The organism is Haloplanus aerogenes (assembly GCF_003856835.1).
In the GTDB taxonomy this organism is placed as follows: domain Archaea; phylum Halobacteriota; class Halobacteria; order Halobacteriales; family Haloferacaceae; genus Haloplanus; species Haloplanus aerogenes.
Genome location: NZ_CP034145.1, coordinates 3,242,144 through 3,268,909 on the forward strand (window position 1 = coordinate 3,242,144; position 26,766 = coordinate 3,268,909).

The 26,766-nt window shown below is 66.0% G+C and carries 24 protein-coding genes and 1 tRNA gene; 8 read left to right on the top strand and 17 right to left on the bottom strand.

What is annotated here, in order from left to right; translation table 11 throughout:
• The first annotated feature begins 48 nt into the window (after positions 1-48).
• Together DU502_RS16620 and DU502_RS18935 are read left to right on the top strand one after the other, a co-directional pair.
• Complete coding sequence (locus DU502_RS16620) at positions 49-1,182, top strand: serine hydrolase domain-containing protein (protein WP_121921773.1); 1,134 nt, start codon at positions 49-51, stop codon at positions 1,180-1,182.
• Between the two features lie 150 nt (positions 1,183-1,332).
• Positions 1,333-1,464 carry a hypothetical protein gene (locus tag DU502_RS18935; protein WP_277872152.1) on the top strand — a complete coding sequence of 44 codons (132 nt, stop codon included), beginning with the start codon at positions 1,333-1,335 and terminating at the stop codon, positions 1,462-1,464.
• A gap of 65 nt (positions 1,465-1,529) precedes the next feature.
• On the opposite strand, the gene uvrA is transcribed toward DU502_RS18935, so the two are convergent.
• Entirely contained in the window at positions 1,530-4,520 is a 2,991-nt protein-coding gene (uvrA, locus tag DU502_RS16625) for an excinuclease ABC subunit UvrA (protein WP_121921774.1), read from the bottom strand.
• Between the two features lie 130 nt (positions 4,521-4,650).
• Positions 4,651-5,004: a cell division protein SepF gene (locus DU502_RS16630; protein ID WP_121921775.1), complete on the bottom strand. Its 354-nt coding sequence runs from the start codon at positions 5,002-5,004 to the stop codon at positions 4,651-4,653.
• A 92-nt stretch (positions 5,005-5,096) separates the two neighbouring features.
• On the opposite strand from DU502_RS16630, the gene DU502_RS16635 reads away from it, so the two are divergent.
• Entirely contained in the window at positions 5,097-5,753 is a 657-nt protein-coding gene (locus DU502_RS16635; protein WP_121921776.1) for a DUF1028 domain-containing protein, read from the top strand.
• Here the strand turns inward: DU502_RS16635 and DU502_RS16640 are convergent.
• Positions 5,735-6,214 carry an RNA-binding protein gene (locus DU502_RS16640; protein WP_121921777.1) on the bottom strand — a complete coding sequence of 160 codons (480 nt, stop codon included), beginning with the start codon at positions 6,212-6,214 and terminating at the stop codon, positions 5,735-5,737. The two genes, DU502_RS16635 and DU502_RS16640, sit on opposite strands and share 19 nt — an antisense overlap.
• A gap of 120 nt (positions 6,215-6,334) precedes the next feature.
• On the opposite strand from DU502_RS16640, the gene DU502_RS16645 reads away from it, so the two are divergent.
• The 3 genes from DU502_RS16645 to DU502_RS16655 all read left to right on the top strand — a co-directional run bounded on the left by DU502_RS16645 (position 6,335) and on the right by DU502_RS16655 (position 9,378).
• Positions 6,335-6,646: a DUF7562 family protein gene (locus tag DU502_RS16645; RefSeq protein WP_121921778.1), complete on the top strand. Its 312-nt coding sequence runs from the start codon at positions 6,335-6,337 to the stop codon at positions 6,644-6,646.
• A 120-nt stretch (positions 6,647-6,766) separates the two neighbouring features.
• On the top strand, positions 6,767-8,098 hold the full coding sequence (locus tag DU502_RS16650; RefSeq protein WP_121921779.1) for a ribonuclease catalytic domain-containing protein: 1,332 nt from the start codon (positions 6,767-6,769) through the stop codon (positions 8,096-8,098).
• A 1,040-nt stretch (positions 8,099-9,138) separates the two neighbouring features.
• A complete protein-coding gene (locus DU502_RS16655) occupies positions 9,139-9,378 on the top strand; it encodes a hypothetical protein (RefSeq protein WP_121921780.1) in 240 nt (79 codons plus the stop codon).
• 1,033 nt (positions 9,379-10,411) lie between these two features.
• On the opposite strand, the gene DU502_RS16670 is transcribed toward DU502_RS16655, so the two are convergent.
• The 8 genes from DU502_RS16670 to DU502_RS16710 form a co-directional block, all read right to left on the bottom strand.
• A complete protein-coding gene (locus DU502_RS16670) occupies positions 10,412-10,771 on the bottom strand; it encodes a hypothetical protein (protein WP_124897108.1) in 360 nt (119 codons plus the stop codon).
• 280 nt (positions 10,772-11,051) lie between these two features.
• Positions 11,052-11,123, bottom strand: a tRNA-Ala gene (locus tag DU502_RS16680).
• Positions 11,124-11,198: 75 nt separating this feature from the next.
• Positions 11,199-11,507 carry a 30S ribosomal protein S10 gene (rpsJ, locus tag DU502_RS16685; protein ID WP_121921784.1) on the bottom strand — a complete coding sequence of 103 codons (309 nt, stop codon included), beginning with the start codon at positions 11,505-11,507 and terminating at the stop codon, positions 11,199-11,201.
• Entirely contained in the window at positions 11,508-12,773 is a 1,266-nt protein-coding gene (tuf, locus tag DU502_RS16690; RefSeq protein WP_121921785.1) for a translation elongation factor EF-1 subunit alpha, read from the bottom strand. It lies immediately after the preceding gene.
• Between the two features lie 176 nt (positions 12,774-12,949).
• Positions 12,950-13,903, bottom strand: coding sequence for a homoserine dehydrogenase (locus tag DU502_RS16695; RefSeq protein WP_121921786.1), 954 nt, complete (start codon positions 13,901-13,903; stop codon positions 12,950-12,952).
• Complete coding sequence (locus DU502_RS16700) at positions 13,900-14,475, bottom strand: amino acid-binding protein (RefSeq protein WP_121921787.1); 576 nt, start codon at positions 14,473-14,475, stop codon at positions 13,900-13,902. The genes DU502_RS16695 and DU502_RS16700 overlap by 4 nt, the downstream gene beginning before the upstream one ends.
• Positions 14,476-14,645: 170 nt before the next feature.
• The gene (locus DU502_RS16705; RefSeq protein WP_121921788.1) at positions 14,646-15,827 is read right to left on the bottom strand and encodes a sensor histidine kinase; all 1,182 of its coding nucleotides are present in this window, start codon (positions 15,825-15,827) and stop codon (positions 14,646-14,648) included.
• Between the two features lie 117 nt (positions 15,828-15,944).
• Positions 15,945-18,134 carry an elongation factor EF-2 gene (locus DU502_RS16710; RefSeq protein WP_121921789.1) on the bottom strand — a complete coding sequence of 730 codons (2,190 nt, stop codon included), beginning with the start codon at positions 18,132-18,134 and terminating at the stop codon, positions 15,945-15,947.
• Between the two features lie 155 nt (positions 18,135-18,289).
• Here DU502_RS16710 and DU502_RS16715 point away from each other — a divergent pair, with 155 nt between their 5' ends.
• On the top strand, positions 18,290-19,063 hold the full coding sequence (locus tag DU502_RS16715; protein ID WP_121921790.1) for a DUF5781 family protein: 774 nt from the start codon (positions 18,290-18,292) through the stop codon (positions 19,061-19,063).
• Positions 19,064-19,117: 54 nt separating this feature from the next.
• On the opposite strand, the gene DU502_RS16720 is transcribed toward DU502_RS16715, so the two are convergent.
• Genes DU502_RS16720 through DU502_RS16730 form a run of 3 tightly spaced genes read right to left on the bottom strand, consistent with a single transcriptional unit; the run spans position 19,118 to position 21,420 of the window.
• Positions 19,118-20,320: an iron-containing alcohol dehydrogenase gene (locus tag DU502_RS16720; RefSeq protein WP_121921791.1), complete on the bottom strand. Its 1,203-nt coding sequence runs from the start codon at positions 20,318-20,320 to the stop codon at positions 19,118-19,120.
• A gap of 57 nt (positions 20,321-20,377) precedes the next feature.
• Positions 20,378-20,992: a 30S ribosomal protein S7 gene (locus DU502_RS16725; protein WP_121921792.1), complete on the bottom strand. Its 615-nt coding sequence runs from the start codon at positions 20,990-20,992 to the stop codon at positions 20,378-20,380.
• Entirely contained in the window at positions 20,992-21,420 is a 429-nt protein-coding gene (locus DU502_RS16730; RefSeq protein ID WP_092635289.1) for a 30S ribosomal protein S12, read from the bottom strand. The genes DU502_RS16725 and DU502_RS16730 overlap by 1 nt, the downstream gene beginning before the upstream one ends.
• A gap of 222 nt (positions 21,421-21,642) precedes the next feature.
• Here DU502_RS16730 and DU502_RS16735 point away from each other — a divergent pair, with 222 nt between their 5' ends.
• Positions 21,643-22,092: an outer membrane protein assembly factor BamB family protein gene (locus DU502_RS16735; protein WP_121921793.1), complete on the top strand. Its 450-nt coding sequence runs from the start codon at positions 21,643-21,645 to the stop codon at positions 22,090-22,092.
• A 14-nt stretch (positions 22,093-22,106) separates the two neighbouring features.
• Here the strand turns inward: DU502_RS16735 and DU502_RS16740 are convergent, their stop codons facing one another.
• The 3 genes from DU502_RS16740 to DU502_RS16750 all read right to left on the bottom strand — a co-directional run bounded on the left by DU502_RS16740 (position 22,107) and on the right by DU502_RS16750 (position 26,764).
• Positions 22,107-22,532, bottom strand: coding sequence for a NusA-like transcription termination signal-binding factor (locus DU502_RS16740; protein WP_121921794.1), 426 nt, complete (start codon positions 22,530-22,532; stop codon positions 22,107-22,109).
• 82 nt (positions 22,533-22,614) lie between these two features.
• The gene (gene rpoA2, locus DU502_RS16745; RefSeq protein ID WP_121921795.1) at positions 22,615-23,838 is read right to left on the bottom strand and encodes a DNA-directed RNA polymerase subunit A''; all 1,224 of its coding nucleotides are present in this window, start codon (positions 23,836-23,838) and stop codon (positions 22,615-22,617) included.
• Positions 23,831-26,764 (bottom strand): DNA-directed RNA polymerase subunit A', encoded by a 2,934-nt coding sequence (locus DU502_RS16750; protein WP_121921796.1) that lies wholly within the window; start codon positions 26,762-26,764, stop codon positions 23,831-23,833. The genes rpoA2 and DU502_RS16750 overlap by 8 nt, the downstream gene beginning before the upstream one ends.
• Between the last annotated feature and the right edge of the window lie 2 nt (positions 26,765-26,766).

Consider the following 26,766-nt stretch of genomic DNA (forward strand, 5'->3'; position numbering starts at 1 on the left):
GGCGCGGTGCGGCGACGGGCTTTCGGCCCCACGCGACGACGGGATGGTATGGACGATCCGTTCGACGCCGATCCGGCGACACGTGTACGGCACGTGTTCGAGCGCCACGCCACGGTCGGCCTCCACCACGGTGCGCAGTTGGCGGTGTACGACGGGGACGAACTCGTCCTCGACCTGGCGACCGGCACCGTCGGCCCCGACGGCCCGGCGACGACGCCCGACCGCCGGTACGTACTCTTCTCCTGCACGAAACCGTACGCCGGCGTCTGCCTCCACCACCTCGTCGAGCGTGGCCACCTCGACTACGACGACCCCGTCCGCGACCACTGGCCCGAGTTCGCCGACGCGGGGACGGAGAAAGCCGAGGCGACGGTCCGACACGTCCTCAGCCACCAGGCCGGCCTCCCGTACGGCCCGTTCGACGAGGCGTACGACCAGTGGGGCGACTGGGACGCGGCCGTCGCGGCGATGGAGGATCTGGAGCCGAAATTTCGGCCGGGATCGACCGCCGCGTACCACTCGCTCACCTACGGCTTCCTCGTCGGCGAACTCGTCCGGCGCGTGAGCGGGCAGCCCGTCGACGCCTACGCCCGCGACCACGTCTTCGAGCCGCTGGGGATGAGCGACACGTCCATCGGCCTCCCCGCTGGCGAGCCGGACGACGTGGCGACGCTCGCCGGATTCGCGCCGGGCGAGCGGTGTCGAAACGCCGGTGTCGGCCTCGACGGCCGGGAGGACGAGGCGGCCGCGCTGTTCAATCGGGAGGCGATGCACCGCGCCGTCGTCCCGGCGGCGACGGGCGTCGGCACCGCGCGCGACATGGCGCGGTTCTACGCCTGTCTCGTCAACGCCGGTGAACTCGACGGGGCGCGGCTACTCGCTCCCGACACCGTCGAGGCGGCCACGAGCCTGCAGGTCGAAGTCGAGACGGACGCCACCCTGAACGTGCCCCGGCGCTACGCGCTCGGCTTCGAGCGCGCGGGAACCGTGTGGGACAAATACGGGACGCTGGCGCCGCGGACGACGTTCGGTCACGGCGGCCTGGGGAGCATCGTCGGGTGGGGCGACCCCGAATCCGGGCTGGCGATGGCCTACGTCACCAACGGGATTCGGGACGAGACGGAACACGCCCAGCGGGCCTGTGAGATGGCCGACGCGGTTCGGCGGGCGTTCGGCGGGTGAGCAGGACTACCGTCTCGATGTACGTCGGAAGCGACGCCGACGGCGCTACCGCCACCACGGCACGCACGGTGGGTCCGGGACCGAAACAGCGCCGTCCGACCCGCGATAATGTTGGGACACCTATATGTAGACAGAGAGCCATGGTATAGCATGGCAAGCAAGGAGACTCGGCCGACCACCGCCGACGAATTGGATATGTTTCCCGACTGGGTCTACCAGATCCCCGGCCTGATCCTGATAGCCCTCGGCTTCGGTGGCGTCGTGTACCTCTCACTCTTCTGAACCACACCCCGTGGAGGAAGGCGGGCTCCGTAGCGCCGCCTGAGCGACGGCATCGTCGGCCGCGACTAGTCGTTGCTCGCGGCCTTCGCCGGCTTGCGCCGATCCGAGCGCGGCCCCGTCAGCGCCACGTCGGGGAGCAGGTCGCGCAGATACCGACCGGTGTGGGAGTCGTCGAGTCGCGCCACCTCTTCGGGTGTTCCCGTCGCCACCACTTCGCCGCCACCCTCGCCACCCTCGGGACCGAGGTCGATCACGTGGTCGGCGTTTTTCACGAGGTCGAGTTCGTGTTCGATGACGACCACCGTGTTGCCGGCGTCGGCGAGGCGGTGGAGCACCTCGATCAACTTGCGTTCGTCCTCGGGGTGCAGCCCCGTGGTCGGTTCGTCGAGCAGGTAGAGCGTCTCGCCGGAGTCCTTCTTGCCCAACTCCTCCGCGAGTTTGACGCGCTGGGCCTCGCCGCCGGAGAGCGTGGTCGAGGGCTGGCCGAGTTGCATGTAGCCGAGGCCCACGTCCTGTAAGAGTTCGAGGCGACGACGGATGCCGGGGTTGGCCTCGAAGAAGTCCAGCGCCTCGTCGACCTCCATGTTCAGCACGTCCGCGATGGTCGCGCCCTTGTAGGTCACGTCGAGCGTCTCGTCGTTGTAGCGAGCGCCGTCACACTCCTCGCAGGGGACGTACACGTCCGAGAGGAAGTTCATCTCGATTTTGACCGTGCCCTGTCCGCCACACTCCTCACAGCGGCCGCCCTTGACGTTGAACGAGAAACGCCCCTTCTCGTAGCCGCGCTGGTTCGCGAGTTTGGTCTCCGCGAAGAGTTCGCGGACGTGGTCGAAGACGCCGGTGTAGGTGGCGGGGTTGGAGCGAGGGGTGCGGCCGATGGGGGACTGGTCGATGAGCCGCACCGTCTCGATCCGATCGTAGCCCTCGATGGCGTCGTGGTCGCCGGGGTCGACGGAGGTGTTGTCGTTCATCTCGCGGGCGAGCCCCTTGTAGAGCACGTCGTGCATGAGCGTGGACTTGCCGGAGCCGGAGACGCCGGTGATGGCGACGAACTGGCCCAGCGGGATGGATACGTCCACGTCGTCGAGGTTGTGCTGGCGGGCGCCGCGGATCGCGAGGGTGCCGTCGTCGGGGTCGCGGCGCTCGTCGGGCACCGGAATCTCGCGTCGGCCGGCGAGGTAGTCGGCCGTGATGGATTCGTCACAACTGACCACCTCGTCGAAGTCGCCCTGCACGACGACTTCGCCGCCGCGCTTGCCCGGGCCGGGTCCCATGTCGATGACGTTGTCCGCGCGGCGCATCGTCTCCTCGTCGTGTTCGACGACGAGGAGGGTGTTGCCGAGGTCCCGTAGTCCTTCGAGGGTGTCGAGCAGGCGGTCGTTGTCGCGCTGGTGCAGGCCGATGGATGGCTCGTCGAGGACGTAGAGGACGCCCACGAGACCGGAGCCGACCTGCGTGGCGAGGCGGATGCGCTGAGACTCGCCGCCGGAGAGGGTGGACGCCTCGCGGTCGAGGGTGAGGTAGTCCAGCCCGACTTCCTGCATGAAGCCGAGGCGGGCGCGAATCTCCTTCAGAATCTCCTCGGCGATGGTGCGTTCGCGCTCGGTGAGCGCGCCTTCCAGTCCCTCGAAGTGGGCGAGGGCGTCCGCGATGCTCATGCGGTTCACCTCGGTGATGGCCGTCCCGTCGACGAGGACGGCCCGCGAGGCGGGCTTGAGGCGCGTGCCGTCACACTCGGGACAGGTGGTGACGGCCATGAACTCCTCGATGTGGTCGCGGGTGTTGTCCGAATCCGTCTCGACGTGCCGACGTTCGAGGTTGCCGATCACGCCCTCGAAGGGCTGTTCCTTCCGACGAACGCCGTTTTTCGTCGTCCACTCGAAGAGCACGTCCTCGTCGGTGCCGAAGAGGAAAGCGTCCTGTACCGCCTCGTCCAGTTCCTCGAAGGGCGTGTCGACGGAGACGCCGAAGTGTCGCGCCACGGAGTCGAGTTGCCGGCGGTAGTACGACCGGTTGTAGCTCCACGGCTCGAAGACGTTTTTCAACGGCTTGCTCTCGTCCTGCACGACGAGGTCGGGGTCGACCTCCTTCGCGTTGCCGATGCCCTCACACTCCGGGCAGGCGCCATGGGGGCTGTTAAAGGAGAAGCTCCGCGTCTCGATTTCGGGGATGTCGATGCCGCAGTGGGTGCAGGCCAGATCCTCCGAAAATTCGACGACGAGGCGGTCGGGGGCGTCGCCGTCGTCGTCGTCCGCGGCGTCGGCGTCCGGGTCCGCGGCCAGATCACCGGTCGACCGGGCCGTCGAGCCGCCGAGTTCGACGCCCTCGGGCGGGTCGGGGAGGATCACCTTCAGGACGCCGCCCGCTTCTTCCAGCGCCGTCTCGACGGAGTCGGTGATACGCGAGCGAGCGTCGGGATCGATCGTCACGCGGTCGACCACCACGTCGATGGTGTGGTCGTAGTTCTCGTCCAGGTCGGGGCGATCCATCGTCAGATCGTAGGGTTCGCCGTCGACCTCGACCCGACTGTACCCCTCGCTCACGAGGTCGTCGAAACGATCCTCGAAGGCGCCCTTCTGGTCGCGGACGATCGGGGCACAGAGTTTGGCCCGCGTCCCCTCGGGGAGTTCGAGGAGGCGGCGGACCATCTGACTCGCGCTCTGTTCGCCGACCTCGCGGCCGCACTCGGGACAGTGAGGCGTGCCGACGCGAGCGTACAGCAGGCGGAGGTAGTCGTGGAGTTCGGTGACGGTACCGACGGTCGACCGGGGGTTGTTGGCCGCGTTCTTCTGGTCGATAGAGATGGCCGGCGAGAGGCCCTCGACGCTCTCGACCTGCGGCTTGTCCATCTGCCCGAGAAAGTTGCGGGCGTAGGCGGAGAGGGATTCGATGTAGCGACGCTGACCTTCGGCGTAGACCGTCTCGAAGGCGAGCGACGACTTGCCCGATCCGGAGAGCCCGGTAACGACGCTGAACTCCTCGCGGGGGATGCGGACGTCGAGGTCCTTGAGGTTGTGTTCCTCGGCCCCGCGAACCTCGATATAGTCCTTACTCATCTACGCTCGACTGGGGGCCGGACCGCTGAAACGCTGTCGGTTCGGGCGACGCAGGGCTGGCTGTCGGTCAGGATCGGTGCGCCGCCGCCCCATGCCGACGGAGCAGCGGGAGGCAGCTATAGTCGCCCTGTCAGGACAGTTTCTCGCGGCTGATCTTCACGCCCGTCGGCGCGACGATGATCTCGTCCTCACCCTTCTGAACCACGTCGCCGTCGACTTCGCGAGCGACCTGCCGGAGGTCCTCCAGAATCCGGTCGACCACGCTGTCGCTCGGGCTCATCCGCGTGATGTCCGCGATGACGAGGTTGCCGTCGTAGACGGCGTCCTTGATCGCCATGGCGTCGCGCTGTTCGCTGATTTCGGCGATCTGGACCTGCATGCTCGCCTCGGCCCGCGCCGTGTCGAAGTCGTCCAGGTTCAGTTCGACGTAATCCTCGGTGCTGTGGGTACCGCCACCGCCGAGGATCTTGCTCATGATGCCCATGGTACGTACAGGAACCACTGGCTCAATAGTTCTTGCGTCAGACGAAGGGTGTCGACGGCGGATTTTTGATGCGGCACGCCCCTCAACCGATCGTGACCTACAGCATCTGCGTCCGGGAGCGGGGTGCAGCGGGCCATCGCTTCGGCGTCGCCGCCGCAGCCCGCGTCCCGGCGGTGGGGAGCGTCTGCCCGCACGTGGGGGACGAGGGCGCCGTCGCGGTGGCCGGCGTCGCCGACCGTGACCTCGGGGGGCGATGTCTGGCCGCCCTCGCGGACGGCCGGCGACTCGACGCCGTGGTCGACGAGATGACCGACGACACCGCCGACCGCTGGCAACTCCACGGCGTCGACGCCGCATCGAGCGCCGCCCACACCGGCGACGACTGTCGCCCCGTCGCGGGCCACCACGCAGGCGACGGCTACACCGTCGCCGGCACGTCGATGGCCGACGAGGAAGTTCTCGACGCGCTGGAGCGGGGGTACCGCGAGAACGAGCGCGACGCGCCGCTCGCCTACCGCCTGCTCACGGCGCTGGCGGCCGGGGAGCGCGCGGGCGGCGACGGACGGGACCTGCCGGTCGGAAGTGCGGCAGTGGTCGTGCGGACGCCCGGCGCGGGGCCGGAACCGCTGTATCACGACTTGCGGGTCGACGCCAGCGAGACGCCAGTCGCCGATTTACGGGAGACGTACCGGCAAGCGAAGCAGGGGTACGAGGCGGCGGTGGAGCGTTATCAGACCGAGAACTCGTAGAGGTCGTCGCCGACGTGGTGGACGGATTCGACGACCTTGCCCGAGTCGCCGGTGAGGTCGGCGCCGGGTTCGAGCGCCCGGCCCACCGCCAGCGCCTTGCCGTGGGTCTCCTCGACGATGGCGACGAGGTCGCCGGGGTCGATGCTCTCGTCGGCGTCGACGATGCCGGGGCGCATCACGTCCGCGCCGTCGCTGACGAACTGGATGGCGCCGGCATCGACGGTGACGACCCGCCGCTGTGGCGGGTAGGTGTTCGCGCCGCGGACCGTCAGGAAGGGTTCGCCGTCGACGAAGAAGACGGACGGCTCACCGTCGACGAGCACCAGATCGAACTCGGTGTCGACGAGGTCGACGCGCTCGTAGGTGTCGCCGTCGAGGTCGACACCGAGAGCGTCCTCGAGCGTCGACTCCAGTTCCCGTATCTCGTCGCTCCGCAGGTGATGGCGGGATTTGACTTCCATGGAGGGGTGGTAGGTCGCTCGGCGGATAAGTCGCCCGTTCGCGGCCGACGGTGTCGCGGCCGTCTGCCGAGCGTCGGACACGCAACAAACGCTAAGTGGTCGTGGTGCCTGGCATCGGCCATGTGGCGTTCCGGATCGGATGGGGGACGGGATCGGAAGACGGTCGTGTGTATCGCGTGTGGCACGTCGCTCCACCGATCCGAGGCCCGCGAGTACGACAAAGAGGGCGACCGCTGGAGCCGACACGGCAAGGAGTTCGAACACCTCTGTAAGGAGTGTTACCGGAACCTCTGTCACCAGCCGCGGGACGAACTCGAAACCCTCCTCGTCGACATCGGTGACGGCGAAAACCTCTCCCAGCAGACCTTTCTCGAACGGTATTACGGTGCCGTCGAGGAGCGGTACGGCTCGGCCGAAGAGCCCGAATCCTGAGACGGATCGTTGTAACGGTCTACCGGCCGTCACCGCCCCCGTAGCCGGAACTGACTTACAACAATCCGTATGGCTGCCGCGCCCGACACGTCTAACTACCCGTCACGTGTAGAGCGGGGCATGACGAACGATTCTGAGGCGCAGGCCCAAGCCGGGACGGCCGAGGGCCAGGGCCCGGTCGAGATTACGCCGGCCGAAGCCCGCCAGTTACAGGAGAAACGCGAGGACCTGTTCGAGGAATTCGAGATCCGCGACGAGTTTCCCTCCGAAGTCCGCCGCGAGGCACGCGAGCGAACCGATGGCGTCCAGCAAGAGATTCAGGACGAACTCGATCACCGCGAGGACCTCCGGGATCTGACCGCGTGGACGACCGACCCCATCGACGCGCAGGACTTCGACGACGCGATCAGCGTCCGCGAGGAGGAGGACGCCTACCGCCTGTGGGTCCACATCGCCGACGTGACCCACTACGTCCACCCAGACTCCGCGATGTGGGAGGAAGCCGTCCAGCGCGGGAACACGGTCTATCTCCCCGCCTACACCATCCACATGCTCCCGCCGATTCTCGCGGAGACGGTGTGTTCGCTGGTTCCCGAGGAAGACCGCCTCGCGCACACGGTCGAGATGGAACTCGACAAGGAGACCCTGTCGTTCGAGACCATCGACATCTACAAATCCGTCATTCGGAGCGACGAACGGCTCACCTACAGTCAGTGTGAGAACCGGCTCGAAGACCCCGAGGCACCGCTCCACGAGGAGAACACCCTCGCGTTCGAGCTCGCGGATCGAATGCACGAACAGCGCAAAGAGGACGGCTCACTCGTCCTGAACCCGCGGCGGGACCGCGCCCACACCATCATCGAGGAGTGCATGCTGAAGGCGAACAAGGCGGTGACGCACGAACTGATGTGGAACCGAGGCGTCGAGGCGATGTATCGCGTCCACCCCCAGCCGACGCCGGATCAGTGGAACGACGCGCTCCGGGAGATTCAGGAACTCGACGGCGTCTCCATCCCCTCCGACAAGTGGGACGATCCGCGCAAGGCCGTCAACGGGGCACTGGAGAACGCCCCCGACCGGATGCTGTCGAAGATCCAGCGCGCGGTGCTGAAGGTGATGCCGCGGGCGAAGTACATGAACGACCCCTTCGGCGGCCACCACGCGCTCAACTTCGACATCTACGGCCACTTCACCTCGCCCATTCGACGGCTCTCCGACCTGATCAACCACTGGATCGTCCACGAGAACGACGTGCCCGAGGATCTGATCGAACTCTGTGACCGGGCGTCCGACAGGCAGAAAGACGGCGAGACGGTCGAACGCCTCTACAAAGGGTTCATGGAGGAGATCGGTCTCGACCCGTACGCGGTGAACAACCGCGGCGTCGTCACCGTCGACGAGGACGGAACCGTGCTGAACGACGAAGGGCTACCGCCGGCCGAAGATCGATAGGTCAGTTCCAGCGTTTGAGAATTGGGGCGGTACGTTTGTATAGTCGAACCATCCACGTCCACGTGCCCCTTCACGGGGCCTGCCGTCGAGTCGGGTCGACCATGCATCGCTCCCACGTCGACGGCTCCTTTCGTACCATGGGCGAGACGGCTCTCCCCCCCGTCTCGTGTGTTCTCTTCATCAGACACCTGCCGAGTCGAATCGTCGGTGAAGTGTGAGAAAGATTTATGTTCCATGGTAACGTATGGCAAGATCCGGTAGCATCCACGAGGACACACTGGACGATCGGGTCCAGTCCGTTCGAACGAACGGGTTGGATCGGATTAGGGGTAAAACCAAAGACCCCGTAACAGGGGAACAAGGTGAACGCCTCGAAGGAGGACCGTAGCGACCCGATGCCCATCCGCCATGGCGGATGGGAGCGAAGACCAAGTAACGGATCTCGGGTAACCGAGATTCGAGAATCTGGGAAACCAGTACCGGTCGTAAGGGCCGTGGAAAACATCTCCCGTCCGGGTCCAAATCGTGGTGATACCGTTCTTCCGCAACCGTGAGCCGTCGCTATCGGGACAGACGGACGGGGTCCCGTATGGGACGATGGTACAGGGAGTGTCCGGGACCCCGTGGGGACGTGGGTCTGGAATACTGAATAGTTCAGGGACGTTCACAATATTTTCGTCCGACACGAAGTTCTTCTCGGATCTGATAGCTGGTGCAGAAGTATTAATTGGCTGAACAGACGAGGGAGAGTGGGCTTCGTCCGACCCCGAAGCCCTCAGAGGCACCCCCCTTTTTCCGTTGCTCCGGGACGGATGGCGACAGGTGGCTTGCAGCCACGTTCTGGGTCGTCGAGCGGTACGTCGACGACTTCGTCGCGCACGGCGTCGGCTTCCCCAGGGCGACGCCATTCCCTTCCGTCCGTCGTAGTCCCCCGCGTGCATCGCGTCCGACCACCTCACGAAGCAGTCAAAAAATCGGGGATTCCGTCTTCTCGGCCACATATCGGCTGCTGGCTACCGAGAGGACCCTTATTCGAATAGATGCTCGTATCGCTCGAAGTCCTCGGCCCTCGTGAGGGCCCCCGGAGTATGAAACAACTCGTGGTCCCGATCAAGATCATATTCTTCAGCTACCCAGTTCTTGTACTGTTTGAAAGCGTCAGAATCGCCAAAATGATCTTCGCGTTTGAAGTGGACACCTGCTACGAACTCGAAGGATTCTCCACAGTACAGACAAGGCGCTTCTTTGCGAGCCATCACTATTCTGTGCGTGGTAACTGATGTTATAACGACGGGGAATGAAGCACGGCTGCCCGAGTGTCCGATTCACCAGTCTTCTCGGTCGCACTCTTGTCGTATTATTTGTGCCACCGACGCTGTCAGTTCGGTAGTCTTCGAATGCCGCAGTAGCAGTCGCTCGTGGTTGTTAGAGAGACGGAGTAGGTCAGTCAACGGAACCACACGTGGAGATCACGTGGGCTGAAAGGGGCTGGCTGACCGTGCCGTCTACCTTCCTTTCCCGTCAGCGCCACAAAACACCTCCGGTACGCAGTTCTGGGAAAGGGCTTCGACTCTGTGCCGGTTCGCGAAGACCGATAAACGCGACCGGCAGACGGCGCTACGCGTCGCTTTTGTTTCCCTAGCGACCGAGTGAAATTTTGGCGGACTCGCCGGGGGTTGACTAATCGGCAGACAACGCCGCATCTCGTTGGGCTCTCTCATCGGTCACTAACCTCCCGCACGAGGCGGCGACGAATCTCCATCTTCTCGCGCTTCGTCCGCTTGTCGTAGTGCTTCTCCAGAATCTTCTCGGTCACGTCCATCCGCGGCATCTTATTCACTCACCTCCGGTTTGCATACGCCGTGAATACGGGGACGGCGCGGCGATTCGGAGTCCGTATGCACGGGGGAGGGAATGTGTGCGGAGCGGACTCGCGTGCGGGCCCGTGTGCGCGAGACCCGTCACCCTCGCCGACCGAAGGGTACAGGTCGACCGTGCCGACGAACTCGGTGAGGTGCGTCTGTGCGACCGAGTGGATCGCGCGGTCGGCGCGCTCTATGATGGCGAAAAAGTCCATCACGCCTTACCCCCTTGCTCACTGTCCGGAACGAGTGAGCAACAACTGTCGACGACCGCTGTCACTCTTATTATTACGTTGACCATATGCAGAACAGTCGGGGTACAAGCCTCTGGAGAAAGATGACCAACGGGGGGAAAGTGCCTCATACCCCATCCCAAACCCCCCGTTGTGTGGACTGAGTACGGTCGCGCTTTGCTTCCGTACTCACTCCCGCTCGTAGAGTGACTGACCGCTCATGCCTCACCTTCCTGCCGGTACTGACGCCACAGCATCGCCAGTTCCTCGTCGGGATCAGCCTCGAGGTCGGCGACGACGATCTCCTGCCGACAGTACGCGAGGAAGACGGTGGCGAGGTGAGCACACCACTCGTGGTGCGCGTAGCCCTTGCAGTCGCACTCTCCGACGGGCTGGCCGCTCCGCGTCCCGAAGACGACGCGATGCCGGTCACCGTCGCCGACGCGGACCATCCACTCTGCGCGGGTGAGCGGCTCGACGCGCGTCTCCTCGTCGCGAGCGCGTTGCCAGCTCGTCGCGTCGCTGAAGTCGTCTGGTAACTCGACTTCGGGATAGCCACCGACGCGCTCGGTACTCACCGCCGCTCACCCCCGTTGCAGTCGGGGCAGATACGCCGGGTGAGACCACCGCGCGACGTGGTCGTGACGAGACGCGCACCGCAGGTCGGACAGTGGCGTCTCACGCCGACCACCCCCCGGTTTCCTTCTGGCGATGACCCGACGGCGTCGACGTGCGCCGAACCTCGCGGTGGAATCGTTTTTCGGGGGTACTCAGACACTCATATAGTCCGAGCGTGATCGACGGAGAGAGAACGCTACGCGTCGCTTTTGTTTCCTTAGCAACCGAGTAAAATTTTGATGGACTCGCCGGGATTTGAACCCGGGGCCTCTTCCTTGCGAAGGAAGCGATCTGCCACTGATCTACGAGCCCGCAGTTTGGTCCAGCCGTCGAGCGTACTTGTAAGCTTCTGTTTCCGCGTGAAAACGCCTTAGCGCGGGGCGCCGATCAGTCCTCGAGGACGATCTCGATGCTGACGTCGTTCGGCACCTGGATGCGCATGAGCTGACGGAGTGCGCGTTCGTCCGCGTCGATGTCGATCAGCCGCTTGTGGACGCGCATCTCCCAGTGTTCCCAGGTCGCGGTCCCCTCGCCGTCGGGGGACTTGCGGGCCGGGACTTCCAGCGTCTTCGTCGGCAGCGGGATCGGCCCGCTGAGGTTGACGCCCGTCTTGTTCGCGATCTCGCGGACTTCGTCGCAGATGCCGTCGAGGTCCTCGGGGCTCGTGCCCGCCAGGCGAACGCGTGCCTGCTGCATCTATCGCTCGTTGACCGAGAGCACTTTGCCGGCCGCGATGGTCTGACCCATGTCGCGGATGGCGAAGCTACCGAGCTCCGGAATCTCGGACGATGGCTCGATGCTGAGGGGCTTCTGCGGGCGAACGGTCACGACCGCAGCGTCGCCGGACTTGATGAAGTCCGGGTTCTCCTCGGCGACCTCGCCACTGGCGGGGTCGAGCTTCTGGTCGATGGACTCGATGGTACACGCGACCTGCGCCGTGTGGGCGTGGAAGACCGGCGTGTAGCCAGCGGTGATGACCGACGGGTGCTGCATCACGACGATCTGCGCCTGGAACGTCTCGGCGACGGACGGCGGGTCGTCGGCCGGGCCACAGACGTCACCGCGGCGGATGTCGTCCTTGCCGATGCCGCGGACGTTGAACCCGACGTTGTCGCCGGGGCCGGCCTCGGGCACCTCTTCGTGGTGCATCTCGATGGTCTTGACCTCGCCACCGACGTCCGAGGGCTGGAAGCTCACGTTGTCGCCGACGTTCATGATACCCGTCTCGACACGGCCGACCGGGACCGTCCCGATACCGGAGATGGTGTAGACGTCCTGAATCGGCAGGCGGAGCGGCGCGTCCGTCGGCGGCTCCGTCTCCGGCAGGTTGTTCAGGGCCTCGAGCAGGGTCGGGCCGTCGAACCAGTCCATGTTGCCGGACTTCTCGGCGACGTTGTCGCCCTCGAAGGCCGAAATCGGGATGAAGGACGCGTCCTCCGTGCCGAAGCGGACCTGCTTGAGGAGCTGCTTGACCTCTTCGCAGACCTCGTTGAAGGTGTCCTCGGAGTAGTCGACGATGTCCATCTTGTTCACGCCGATGATCAGTTCGTTGATCCCGAGCGTGCGGGCCAGGAAGACGTGCTCGCGGGTCTGGGGCGCGACGCCGTCGTCGGCCGCGACGACGAGCACCGCGTTGTCGGCCTGCGAGGCACCCGTGATCATGTTCTTCACGAAGTCACGGTGACCCGGACAGTCGACGATGGTGAAGAAGTACTTGTCGGTGTCGAACTCCTGGTGGGCGATGTCGATGGTGACACCACGCTCTCGCTCCTCGGCGAGGTTGTCCATGACGTAGGCGAACTCGAAGCCGCCCTTGCCCTTCTCCTCGGCTTCCTCGCGGTACTGCTCAATTACGTGCTCGGGGACCGACCCTGTCTCGAACAGGAGTCGGCCGACGAGCGTGCTCTTGCCGTGGTCGACGTGGCCGATAATGGCCAGATTCTGGTGCGGTTTGTCACTCATGGTGGAATCACGCGCTAAGGCGCTTGGTGACGACTATTTGCCCCGAATCACCTAAAACCATTTCGATACACGTTACAGAAGTCCTCGCCGCCGTCTTGCGGTTTGTCATGCCATACCGCACGACTGCGCGGAGACGGTGGTAGGGAGCGTCGATCGTCGAAACGGCCGTGGAGGCCCTACTCCAGCCGGCCCACGTCCGAGAGAATCGCCGTCGCCGTCTCCGGGCCGCCCGCACCGCGGCCGCTCAGGTGTAGCTGGCCCGCGTTGACCGTGTCGAACTGGACGATGTTGCGCGTCCCCGTGACCGCCAGCGCATCGTGCTGGGGGACGAGTCGCGGTCCCACGCGGACGCCGTCGGCCGTCGCCTCGCCGATCAGGCGAACGGTCCGCCCGTCCTCCGCGGCTAGATCGAGCGCGCTCGCCGGAATCGACTTGATCCCCTCGACCGTCGCGTCGTCGAGGCTGTACACCTGATCGCCCTGACTCAGCACGTTCGCCAGGATGACGAACTTCAGCGCCGCGTCCGTCCCCTCCACGTCGAAGGCGGGGTCGGCCTCCGCGACGCCGAGGTCCTGTGCCTCCGCGAGGACGTGTTCGTACCCCAGCCCTTCGGCGGCCATCCGCGAGAGGATGAAGTTGGCCGTCCCGTTGAGGACGCCGCGCGCCGCCGTGATCTGTCCGGGGCCGAAGTCCGCGATGGTCGAGAGGATGGGGATGGCGCCGCCGACGGCCGCCTCGAACTGCACCGTCCCGGCGCTCTCGGCTTCGAGCGCCCGCAGGTCGGCGTAGCGTTCGGCGACGGGACCCTTGTTCGCCAGCACGACGTGCCGGTCGCGTTCCAGCGCCGCCTGGACGTGCGAGAAGCCGGGTTCGGCGTCGCCGAGCGTCGTCGGCGTCGCTTCGACCAGTACGTCGTAGTCGGCTGCGAGCGCGTCCTCGGGGGCACCGTCCCCGACCACACCCTCGCGCTCCTTGCGGTCGAACACGGCCTCGGCGTCGAGGCCGCTGGCGTCGACCGCCGACGACCGGGAGTCGGCCACCGCCGTCACGACGTGGCCGTACTCCGGCGCGAGTTCGACGACGGAGCGGCCGACCGCACCGACACCGACGACGGCGAGACGGAGGCTCATTCGCCCACCTCCACGAGCGGTTCGATCACGTCCAACTCCTTCTCGTCGGCAATCTCGCGGACGTGCGCGAACACCTCGTCCATCCGTCCGGTCCGGGTCGCCAGCCGGAGGCGCGCGCTCGACGCGCTTCCCCGTCCTTCGGGCGCCGAGAGCGAGAGATCCGCGAGCGTCGCGTCCGTACTCGACTCGATGCGCCGCAAGGTGTCGGAGAGGTCGGTGTCCACGATGTCACCGACGAGCAGGAGCGTCAACTGCTCGCCGTACCGCTCCGCGCCGGCCTGGATGACGTTGACGCCCTCCTCGCGGAGCGCTTCGACGATGGTCTCGAACCGATCCGGCGGACACTCCACGTCAACCTCGACAGGGATGTGGCCACGCGGCGTGAGGTTCCCGCGTTCGTGGAATATCGAGAGCAAGTTGCCGCCGTTCTCCGCGATAGGGCGGAGTGCCGACAGCAGTTCGCCCGGTTTGTCGACGAGTTCCAGCCGGATAGTGTGCGTCTGTGGACGCTCGCCACCGTCGGTTTCGGGGTCGGCGGCGGCATCCTCGGTGGTGACTGCCTCGTCGCTCATTCAGGCAGTCACCCCCGCGGCACGACCCGTCGACGCAATAATTGTAATCGGCGACGGGGAGGGGCCGCGGGGTAGCTCCGTGCCGACACGTCGACTGCCGGTAGTCATGCCGCTGGGCATGGTACACACTGTGCCGGTCGGGTATAAGATTGCATCGGTCGCGGACTGTCTTACGTCGCCGCGGCGGGAGACGGGTCGCCGGCCGCCTCGACCGGCGACTCGGCCCGGTCGTGTGCGAGACGGACGACCGTCCGCTCGCCGTCGGTGTCGAACGTCAACTCACCGTTCGCGGCCTCCGCGACGGACCGCGCGACCCAGAGCCCCAGCCCGCTGCCGTGTTTGAGTTGCGTGATCTCCGTGTCGCCCGAGAGGATGGCCCGCTCGTCGTCCGGAATACCCGGCCCGTCGTCCTCGACGCGAACGTCGACCGTCCCGTCGTGGGTGGTGGCAGTAACCCGGATATCGGAGCCACCGTGTTCGACCGCGTTCTCGACCAGTTCGGCCAGGGCAGTCTCGATTCGGTCGTCCGCCCAGATCCACAGGTTCGTCGGCACGTCGACGGTGATATCTACGTCCGCCTCGTCGGCGACCACCTCGCGCACCTCGTCGACGGCGTCGGTGGCGACGTCGTGGACGTTCAGCCGCGCGTTCGGCGTCGACCGCCGGTCCAGCGCTTCGACCATCGTCTTGGTCTTTTCCGCGAGGCCGCCGACCGTCCGGGAGCGCTGGTGGAGGGCGTCGGCCGTCTCGGCGAGCGATCCGTCGAGTTCGTCCACCAGCCGTTCGGACTGCCCGATCAACACCGTGGCGTCGTTTCGCAGGTTGTGACGCAGGACGCGACTGAGAACGGCGAACTTCTCGCGCTCGCGGGCCAGTTGCTCCGCGCGCACCCGCCGGGCGTCGTGGACACCGATGATGACGTGCGCGGCCGCGCTGATCGCGAGGACGTTCCCCGCCGCGAGCGCGTCGGCCGTCGTCACCGTCCCGAGTGCGCCACGGTAGGCGCCGTGGCCGAGGATGACACCTCCGAGGACGACGAGTCCGAGGAAGTTCCAGACGGCGATCCGCACCGCGTTCGGCGTCGAGAAACCGCTTCGATACAGGAGTGCGCCAGCGACGATCAGACCGAGACAGACGACGACACCCAGCGCCCCCAGTCCCAGCCCGACTGCCGGCTGCCCCGAGGCGAGATACGGGGTGAGGTTGGGAAGAAAGAGGGCGACACCGGTCAAACTGACCGCCGTACAGGCGCCGAAGCGGGCGAGTCGTTCCCGACGACGTCTGCCGCCGTCGGGACCCGCCTCGAACAGCCGAACGAGCGTGCGGTCGATCTGAGTGAGGAGGCCAGCCATTACCGCAGGCTTACGGAACGGCGGTGATGAAACTGTCCGTCGGATTATCGAAACTGAGAGAAGAGGGGACCGACTCGAAGCGACGCCGGCGGACGGGGAGTCCTTACGAGCCGCCCGTCAGATGTAGTCGATCGACGGCGGGAGTTCGAGCTTCATGCCCTTGCGCTCGCGAATCTCCTTGATGATGTCCGGCTGGAGATTGTCGGCGAGCACACGGAAGCCCGCGTTCTCCGTGTTCCAGGAGGCACGACCCTCGGTGGCGCTCCGGATGTCGGAGGAGAACCCGATCATCTCGTCGACGGGCGCGATGCCCTCGATGACCATGAGGTCGCCCTCCTGGTACATGTCGTCGACGCGGCCACGCCGACCCTGAATCTCGCCGGACGCCGCACCCATGTGCTCCGAGGGCACGTCGATGCGCACGTCCTGTATCGGTTCGAGCAAGCGAATCTCGCCGTCGATCAGCGCGCGGTGGACCGCCTCGCGGACCGCAGGGATGACCTGTGCCGGGCCGCGGTGGATGGTGTCCTCGTGGAGCCGCGCGTCGTGGAGGCGGATGAGGGTGCCGGAGACGGGTTCCGCGGCGAGCGGACCGTCGTCCAGCGCCTCCTCCAGCCCCTCGACGACGAGTTCCATCGTCTCGTTGAGGTGCTGAATCCCCTTCGTGTCGTCGATGAGGATGTTCGTCCCGTGGATGTGCTCCACGTTCTGGGACGTGTCCTTGTCCATGCCGGCCTCCTGCAGCGCCTCGCGGCGCTCCAGTTCGGGCATGTCCATCGAGACGTTGCCGAGCTGGATCTCCTCGACGATGTCGTCGCTCAGGGGTTCGACCGTGATGTAGAACTTGTTGTGGCGGTTCGGCGAGACACCCTCGACCTCCTGGGAGGCCTCCTGTGGCGACTCGCGGTAGACGACGATGGGTTCGCCGGTGTTGATCGGGATGCCCTGGTTGCGCTCGATACGCTGACCGATGACTTCGAGGTGGAGTTCACCCTGCCCGGAGATCAGGTGTTCGCCCGTCTCCTCGTTGATCTCGATCTGGATCGTCGGGTCCTCTTTCGCGACCTGCTGGAGCGTCTCGATGAGTTTCGGCAGGTCGTCCATGTTCTTCGCCTCGACGCTTTTCGTGATGACGGGCTCGCTGATGTGTTCGATGGATTCGAACGGCGTCATCTCGACGCTCGACACCGTGGAGCCGGCGATGGCGTCCTTGAGGCCGGTGACGGCGGCGATGTTGCCCGCGGGGACGTGCTCCACTTCCTCGCGCTCGCCACCCATGTAGATGCCGACGCTCTGGACGCGGTTCTTGCCCGCGGTCCCGGAGACGTAGAGCTCCTGGCCCTTCTCGATGGTGCCCGAGAAGACGCGACCGGCGGCGATTTCGCCGGCGTGGGGGTCGATCCCGATGTCCGTGACCATGAGGACGAGTTCGCCGTCCTCGTCGACCAGCCGCATCGTCTCGGCGATGTCGGAGTCGGCGTCACCGCGCCAGATGCGCGGGATACGACGGGGCTGGGCCTCCAGCGGGTTCGGGAAGTGCTCACAGACCATGTCGAGCACGACGTCCGAGAGCGGCGTCCGCTCGTGGAGTTCCTGGCGCTTGTCGGCGCGTTCGAGGTCGATGATGTCGCCGAAGTCCATGCCCGTCCGCTGCATCGAGGGCATCGAGACGCCCCACTTGTAGAGCGCGGACCCGAAGCCGACGGTGCCGTCCTCGACGCCGACGGTCCAGTCGTCGTCGATGTCGTCCATCTCCTCGGTCATGCCGCGGATGAGCTCGTTCACGTCGCGGATGACCGAGAGGAGCCGCTCCTGCATCTCCTGGGGCCCTTCCTGAAGCTCGGAGATGAGGCGGTCGACCTTGTTGATGAAGAGAGTGGGCTTGACGCCCTCGCGGAGCGCCTGCCGAAGCACTGTCTCCGTCTGGGGCATCGCGCCCTCGACGGCGTCGACGACCACGAGCGCGCCGTCGACGGCGCGCATCGCCCGCGTCACGTCGCCACCGAAGTCGACGTGGCCCGGCGTGTCGATCAGGTTGATCAGGTGGTTCTTCCCCTCGTACTCGTGGGTCATCGAGACGTTCGCGGCGTCGATGGTGATACCGCGTTCCTGCTCGTCTTCTTCCGTGTCCATCGCGAGCTGCTGGCCCGCGGTGTCCTGCGAGATCATGCCCGCACCGGCGAGCAGGTTGTCCGTCAGTGTCGTCTTGCCGTGATCGACGTGAGCGGCGATGGCGATGTTCCGGATGTTCTCCGGTTTGTCCATCAGCCGTTCACATTCTTGTACGATCTTCTTTCGTCGGCCCATTACAGGCCCATACCGTCAGGAGGGTCAAAAGGGTAGTGTTTTGCCGGCAACGAAACGGTCGATTTCCGGCGCCTGATTGGATGTGTCACGCGATACCACGATACGAGCCGGGTACCACAACCGTCTTACCTTTCTGCCCCGTGGTACCAATCAGCATGGACGTACGCGTTCAGGGCGGCGCTCCGCCCGATCCGTTTCTCAGCGCCGCCGACTTGCTGGCAACCGAACACGATCTCGACCACCCAGTCCACGTGCGGGTCCGGGACGACCCCGACGAACGAACCTGGACAGCCCACTACGACGACTACCACGTCCTCAACATCTCCCGACAGGCCGCCACGAGCGCCATGGCGCGCGAACTCGCGCTCCACGAACTCGCACACATGGCCCGCTACGAACAGGGGCACGCCTCCCACACCCAGTCGACCGACGAGGCGCTCTTTCTCGCCCTCTCCGGGCGCGACGTGGAGCGCCGCAAACTCGCACACTGCTACCAGATCGCCAACCACATGCGCGACATCTACGCCGACGACATCACCCTCGCCGTCGCGCCGGCGGCGAAACTAGTGCAGTTCCTCGAATCCAAGCTCGCGGCCGCCGTCGCCGACGCGCCCGGCCCCGCCGGATCGCGACCGGCCGGTGCCGGCCCCGCACAGACGGGCGCCGATCCCGACATCACCGCCGTCAACGCCGCCTTCGCCCTCGGCCTCGTCGAGCGCCACGGCCTCATCGACCCCGACCACCGTCTCTACGACCTCGCCCGCGCCGCCGCGGCCGACGCCCCTGCCGTCGGCATGGAGACGTTCAAACACCGCTTCCGGGGGCTCATGGACGACCCCACCGAGAGCGACTTCCGGCGCGACCTCGTGGCGGTGACGAAAGAGTACGCGCTCGGCGGCGGGCAGGCGGCGGACTATAGTAGCAGTTGAAACTGTTCACACCTTTGATCGCAAGACAGCGTGCGATCCGGTGTGCGATGACTTTCAACTGGTACTATAGCGGCCCGCCATCGCCGCCTCGAACACGTCGATCACGTCCTCGCGGTCCATGTGGCGGGGGTTCCGCTCGATGTTGTGTTCGGAGTGTTCGAACGCCACGTCCGCGAAGTCCGCGAACGTTTCCCGGTCGAAGTCGCCGTACGCGGCGATGCTCGTCGGTACGTCTACGTCTTCCAGCAGGTCGAACACCTGTTCGACGCTCCGATCCGCGAACGCCCGCGTCGACTCCCCCGGCCGCCGCTCCGCCCCCAGCAGGGCGGCCAGATCCGCGAACCGCTCCACCTCCGCGGGCACGTTGTACCGCATCACGTGTGGGAGGAGGACGCCGTTCGCCAGCCCGTGTCCCAGCCCGCACTCCATCCCGAGCGGGTAGGTGAGCGCGTGGACCGCCCCCAGCCCGGAGTTGACGAACGCCTGCCCCGCCAGCATCGCCGCGAGGCTCATGTTCGCGCGTGCCGCGTCGTTCTCGGGCCCCTGTGTCACCGCCGGCCGCAGGTTCGCTGCGACGAGTTCGACCGCCCGCCGCGCCAGCGTGTCCGTGTACGGCGTTCGCAACACGGTGACGTAGCTCTCGACGGCGTGGGTCAGCGCGTCGAGCCCCGTCGCCGCCGCGACCCCCGGCGGCAACGTCGTCGTCAGATCCGGATCGACCGCCGCGAGGTCGGCAAAGAGATGTGGCGAGAAGACGACCTTCTTCACCCCACCCTCGCGTTCGTCCGCGAAGACGCCGATGTGGGTCACCTCGCTGCCCGTCCCCGCCGTCGTCGGCACGAGCGCCAGCGGCCCCGTCTCCCCCGGCACGTTGTCCATGCCGAGCATGTCGCGAACGGGACCGCCGTGTTTCGCGAGTGCCGCCGCGAGTTTGGCCGTGTCCATCGAACTCCCGCCGCCGACGCCGACGACCAGGTCGTGATCGGCTACCCGCTCGGCCGCCGCCTCGACCATCGACAGTTTCGGCTCCGGCGCCACGCCGTCGTACACCGCCACGTCGACACCCGCGGCATCGAGGCGAGCGACGGGTGTGTCGATGACGCCGCTGGCTGCGAGATGGTCGTCGGTGACGACGAGCGCCGAATCGACATCACGGTCGCGGGCGAAGGCTTCGAGGGCGTCGACTGCGCCCGCGCCGTACTCGACGTGAGCGGGGCTCCGGATGGTGTGAGCATCGGTGAGTGAACCGAGGGACATACCGGTCCCGTCGGCTGGGGGATACGTAGCTGTTCGGGAGAGAAGGGGTAGAGTACCTTACCGCGCAGCGGCGGCGACCCGCTCGGCTTCCTCTTTCTGGTTGATGGCGTAGGTGCCGACGTCGTAGTCGGCGGCGCCCATCAACTGCGTGGCGAGCGCCTGCGCGGCGCTCGTCGGCGACTTGTAGGACCCGCGGTAGGTCCCCTCGGCGATGAACTTCAGAGCCTGATCGACCCGGCGCTGGGGCGCCACGTCGACGGCCTGCGGGACGGAGATCCCACCGTACTTCAGGCGGACGGTCTCCTCACGCGGCGCCGCGTTCTCGACGGCCGTGACGAGGATCTGGACGGGGTTTTCCTCCGTCTCCTCGTGGACGATTTCGAACGCGTCGCGGACGATCCGCATCGCCTGCTGTTTCTTGCCCGTGTTCTCCTCCGTCTGCATCAGACGGTTGATCAGGCGCTCGACGATCGAAATCTCGCTCTTCTGGAACTGCTTGGAGGCGTGGCGACCCATCGTGTGCGCGATGGGCGTCACGTTGAGGTAGCGCTGGGTGCTGGGATCGTTGTACGCGATGTCGTCCGTCTCCCAGACGCCGAAGAGGAGCGCGTCCGTCTCCTGATCCTCGCTGCCGGCCGGCGCGTCGGGTTCGGGGGTGTCGCTCTCGGACATTATCGGACGGGTTTCTCCGCGTTACCGCGCACGAGTTCGATGAGCGAGACGCCGTTGACCTTCTCGACCTTGTAGTTGACGCCGGAGAGGTCGCCCATGGCACGACCCTTCGCGCCGCCGATACCGGCGATGGTGACCTCGTCGTGTTCGTCGATGAACGAGATAGCACCGTCGCCGGGGCAGAAGGCCGTCACCTGCTTGCCGTTCTTGATGAGCTGGACCCGGACGCACTTCCGGATCGCGGAGTTGGGCTGTTTCGCCTCGATACCGACCTTCTCGAGGACGATGCCCCGCGCCTGGGGCGCACCCTCGAGCGGGTCCGATTTCTTCCGGAGACCGCGCTCGCGTCGCGCGTACTCCGAGTCGGACCACCGTCGCGTCTGGCGGTCCTTCTTGAGTTTGCGGGCCGCGTACTTGCCGTTCGCCATAGTGCAACTCAGTTGCCGACGGAGCTACTTAAGCCTCCCTTTTCGCACTCGGTGAAACCGGCTCAGAACGCGTTATGGCACCCGCTAATCCGATCTGAGAGGTTCCTCATCCATCCATCGGCGCCCGGAGAACGACGCTGAGCGCCGAAAGAGCGTCGAGAAGCCGTGAGAGTCGGTTCAGTCTACCGAACCCTTATTTCGCCGCCGCCGGGACGGACGGATATGCTCCGCCGCCGTGTCCTCGCTCTCCTCGGAAGCACCGCGACCACTACCCTCTCGGGCTGCCTGTTCGGCGGTTTCGGCGCCAGCGAATCCGGCCCGCCGGAGACGGTGACGGAGCGCCCCGTCACCGCGAGCGGGTCGATTCCCCAGTACCAAGTCGACGCCGAAAACACGGGCATCCTCACCGGGTCGGCGCCCGCCGATCCGTCCGTCGCCTGGCGCCGGACCCCGTCTCGTTACGACGCCGCCCAACCCGTCGTCGACGGCGACGCCGTCTACGTCGCCTTCGACGGCGACCTGGTGAAACTCTCGCTCCGCGACGGCGACACGGACTGGACGGTCTGGGAGCAGTCGGGCGACGAACGCACCACGGCAGCCCCCACAGTCGCCGACCAAAGGGTCGTCGTTGCGGACGGTGAGACCGTCCGGGCGCTCGACGACTCAGGGTAACGGCGTGACTGCCGTCACGTTAGTTGCACGTCGTCGAGGTCGTAGTGTCGCCGTGCCAGCCGCCGCGCCGTCTCGATGTTCCGCCCGTCGCGACCGATGGCGGCGCCGCGGTCGGCTTCGGGCACCTCCGCGTAGGCGACCCGATCGCCCTGTTCGCTGATCGTGACGTGTTGGACCGCCGCCGGCGCGAGCGCGTTGGCGACGAACGCCTCCGGCGTGTCCGCGTCCTCGACGAGTTCGACCGTGCGGCCGAGCGCCTCCTCGACGGCCTGCACGTGCCGCCCGTCCGGGCCGACCGCCTGCGCCATCTCGCCCGCGACGACGAGAAAGACCACACGGTCCTCGTCGTCGTAGACCAGACAGTCGCGGGCGGTCGCGCCCGTCTCGTCCTCGAAACGGGTGATAAACCGGCGGTCCTGATCGGAGAGCGTGACGCGCATTATCGTGGTGAGTGGACCGGTGAACCCGCGGGTCGCCGTAACCGTCCCGCGACCCGTCGGGACCGACGGACGATGCTCATCACTAGTCGTCGGACGGCTGGGTCGTGTCAGGACTGAAAGAGCCCATCCGGAGGTCCACGTCGCCGGTGCCGATGGCGACGGGCTTGCCGACGATGACGTTCTCGATGACGCCGTCCAGCCGGTCGCGTTCGCCGTGGATCGCCGCGTCGAGCAGGTGGTTGACCGTCACCTCGAACGCGGCGCGGGCGAGCACCGACTCCTTCGACCCCGAGATGCCGTGGCGGCCGATGGACTCGATGGTGCCGCGGTTGGTCATGATGTCCGCGACCAGCATCAGGTGGCGGACGTTCACGTCGTCGAGACCCTGCTCTTCCAGCGTGTCCATCGTCTCGTTGATGATGGCTTCGCGGGCGGCTTCGACGCCGAGGTTGCGGTAGATCTCGTGGATGTTGTTACACGTCGTCCGCGAGGCGTCGACGCCCTCGATCTCGATCACGTCGCCGAAGGCCGATCCTTCGGTGTAGAGGACGAACTCCTCGCCGTCGTCGAGCGTCTCCTTCCGGATGACGACCCGGGAGACCTCCTCGATCCCCTTGAACACCACGTCGCGAAGTTCCTCGACCAACTGGAGGAGTTCGCGGTAGCTGGGTTCCGAGGGGCCGAACTCGATGAGCGTCCCCTCGCGTCGGGTCTGGATGCCCAGTGCGTCTTCGATGGTCTCGGCGATCTCCGCCGCGATTTCGTTCACGTCGTCGACGGTCGGCCACCGTTCCAGCAGCGTCTCGTCGTTCAGATCGACCTGCACCAGCATGTCCGCGACGTTCGTCGACACGTCACCCAGCGAGAGGATCTTGGTGGACTCGATGGCCCACACGACCTCGTGGGCGCGCTCGCGGTCGGTCGCGTACTCCTCGTCGAGATACACCGTCATCATCGGCGTGTCGGGCGTCTTCCGCGCGTCGACGAGTTCGATGAGGCGCGGCAGCCCCTGTGTCACGTCGATCTCCGCGACCCCCGCGTAGTGGAACGTGTTCATCGTCATCTGCGTTCCCGGTTCGCCGATGGACTGCGCGGAGACGGTGCCGACGGGGTCGAGCGGATCGACCCGCGTATCGATGTAGCGCGACTCGGTCGCCTGCGCGATTTCGTTCGCCTGCTCGACGGTGATCGGACCACGGTCCTCGACGGTCTCGTAGATCTGAGTCTTGAGCCGCCGCGGCAGTTCCGTGTCCTCGACGACCGCCTCGATGTCGTCCGTGACGTGTTCGTACTCGCTCTCAGTCATCGGACTCCACCTCCATGCCCTGCGCCTTGTTCAGGCCGGGACCGGCGTACTCCGAGAGGTTCGTCGGCGGTTCGCGCTCGCCGAGGAAGCGTTCCTTCTCCGCGTCGGAGTCGAACTCCGCCTCGATGACGCGATCCGCGATCCCCTCGACGTCGATGGGGTTCTCGTCGGTGGAGGACACCTTCACCGGACTGGTGCCGTCCTCACCGAACTCGAACTGGACGATGGTGTCGGAGGTGTCGCGGACGGTGCCGTCGTACTGCGACTCCAGTTCGGACAGTGCGTTGATGAGGCGGCGCTGGAGGTATCCGGACTTCGAGGTCCGGACGGCCGTGTCGACCAGCCCCTCGCGGCCACCCATCGCGTGGAAGAAGAACTCCCGCGGCGTCAGCCCGCCACGGTAGGAGTTCTCGACGAAGCCGTGCGCCTCGGCGGAGAGGTCGTTCGGCTCGTAGTGGCTGAGGGTGCGGTCCTCGTAGCCGCGGTTGATCCGCTCGCCACGGACTGCCTGCTGCCCCACACAGCCGGCCATCTGGGTCAGGTTGAGCATCGACCCACGGGCGCCCGAACGGGCCATGATGACCGCCGGGTTGTCCTCGTCGAAGTGATCCTCGGCGATCTCACCCGCGCTGTCGCGGGCCTTGCCGAGCGTCTGCATGATCTTCATCTCCAGCGTCTCGTCGATAGTGCGTCCGGGGAGGGATTCGAGTTCGCCCGCCTCGTAGGTCTCGATGAGATCCTCGATGCGCTCGTAGGCGTTGTCGATGGCCTCGTCGACCATTTCGTTCGCCTCCTCCGGGATAGACTCGTCGTCGATGCCGAGCGAGAACCCGAAGTGCATGATCGCGCGCATCGCCAGCGCGGCCACCTCGTTGATGAACACGCGAGCGCGCGTCTCCGAGTACACCTTCGTCAGCGTGTCGACGATTTCGCCGCCGAACGCGCCGACTGCGTCCTCGTCGATGGTGCCAGAGACGAGCTGGCCGTCCTCGATGACGACCGTGTCACCCGCCGACGACGTGAATTCGAGGTTCAGGTCGTCGGGCAGGAGTTCGGAGAAGACGGTGCGGCCCGACCAGTAGGGCTCGCCGTCCTCCTCGCCGTCCGGCTCGGGCAGTTCGTCGACGCTCGTCGCGCGGAGCAGGTCGAGCGCCTGCGTCTCCGAGAAGTGCGGATTCTCGTGGGTGAGCAGGTAGGTCCCGCTGATGTGGTCCTGAATCGCCCCGATGATGTTCTCGCCGAACCGGGGGCTGAGAATCTGTTCCTGCACGCGCATCAGGACGCGCGCCTCCGCCCGCGCCTCCTCGTTCTGGAGGGCGTGCATGTTCATCTCGTCGCCGTCGAAGTCGGCGTTGTACGGCGGACAGACCGTCGTGTTCAGCCGGAACGTCTTGTACGGCATCACGACCACCTCGTGGGCCATGATCGACATCCGGTGGAGCGACGGCTGCCGGTTGAAGATCACGATGTCGCCGTCGACGAGGTGGCGGTTGACCTCCCACCCTTCCTCGACTTTCGTGGAGAGTTCCTCGCAGTTCTTCTCGGTCACTTTCAGCCGCCGGCCGTCGGGTCGGCGGACGTAGTTGGCGCCCGGGTGCCCTTCGGGGCCGTTGGCGACGTACTGTCGCGCCTGCTCGACGTTGCGCTCCGTGACGTTCAGCGTCTGGGTCATCTCCGTGGCGACCCGTTCCGGTACCCCGACCTCGTTCAGACTGAGCGTGGGGTCCGGGCTGATGACCGTCCGGGCCGAGAAGTTGACGCGCTTCCCGGAGAGGGAGCCGCGGAAGCGACCCTCCTTGCCCTTGAGGCGCTGGCTGAGCGTCTTCAGCGGCCGACCGGAGCGGTGTCGGGCCGGCGGCGTCCCCGAAATTTCGTTGTCGATGAAGGTGGTGACGTGGTACTGGAGCAGTTCCCACAAGTCTTCGATGATGAGTTGCGGGGCACCCGCCTCGCGGTTCTCCATGAACCGCTGGTTGATGCGGATGATGTCCACCAGCTTGTGCGTGAGGTCGTCCTCGCTCCGCTGCCCGTTGTCGAGCGTGATCGACGGTCGGGCCGTCACCGGCGGCACGGGGAGCACGGTGAGGATCATCCACTCCGGCCGCGAGCGGCCGGGGTCGATGCCGAGCACCTGGATGTCCTCGTCCGGAATGTCCTCGAACCAGTCCCGAATGTCGGAGGGCATCAGCTTGTTCATGTCCTCCTCGGTCAGATCGACGCCGAGCGCCTTCTCCAGTTTCTTCCGCGTGTCGCTCTTCGGGCGGAACTCGCCCGCCATGATGTCGTTGACGCGCTCCAAGTCGATGCCGAGACCTTCAGCGAGTTCCCGCGGACTCGTCCCCTCGTCGTCCTCGTCGTCGGGGTCGGGCTGCATCGCCTCGGCGATACGCTCCGAGTAGTCCCCGGCGAGTACGTCCTGCACCTCGTAGTAGGTGGTCGGCTTCTCGTGTTTGATGTCGTGCATCACGCCGTCGCAGTCCGGGAACGGGCAGTAGCTCTGCTTGCGCGCCTGCCGGACCGCCGACTTCAGCACGTCGTTGGGGTCCTCGCCGAGTTCCTTCGCGCGGACGAGGTTCTCCTCGTACTCCTCGCGTTCCTCCTCGGTGAGCGCGAGTCGCCCGCACTCCCGACACGTCGAGCGCAGGAGCCGCCGAATGAGCTTCGTGAATCCGACGTGGATGACGGGGGCCGCGAGTTCGATGTGGCCGAAGTGGCCGTTACACGAGCCCGAGTGTTGCCCGCAGGTCCGACACTCCAGCCCCGGGTCGATGACGCCCAAGCGCGGGTCCATCAGCCCCATGTCGATGGGGTAACCGTCGTCGTCGTAGGTGTCCGCCGTGATGACCTTCGTCGCGGACATGTCGCGATACGTCTCCGGGTCCATCAGCCCGAACTGAATGCCGCCGATCTCCTTTGGTGTCTGCATTG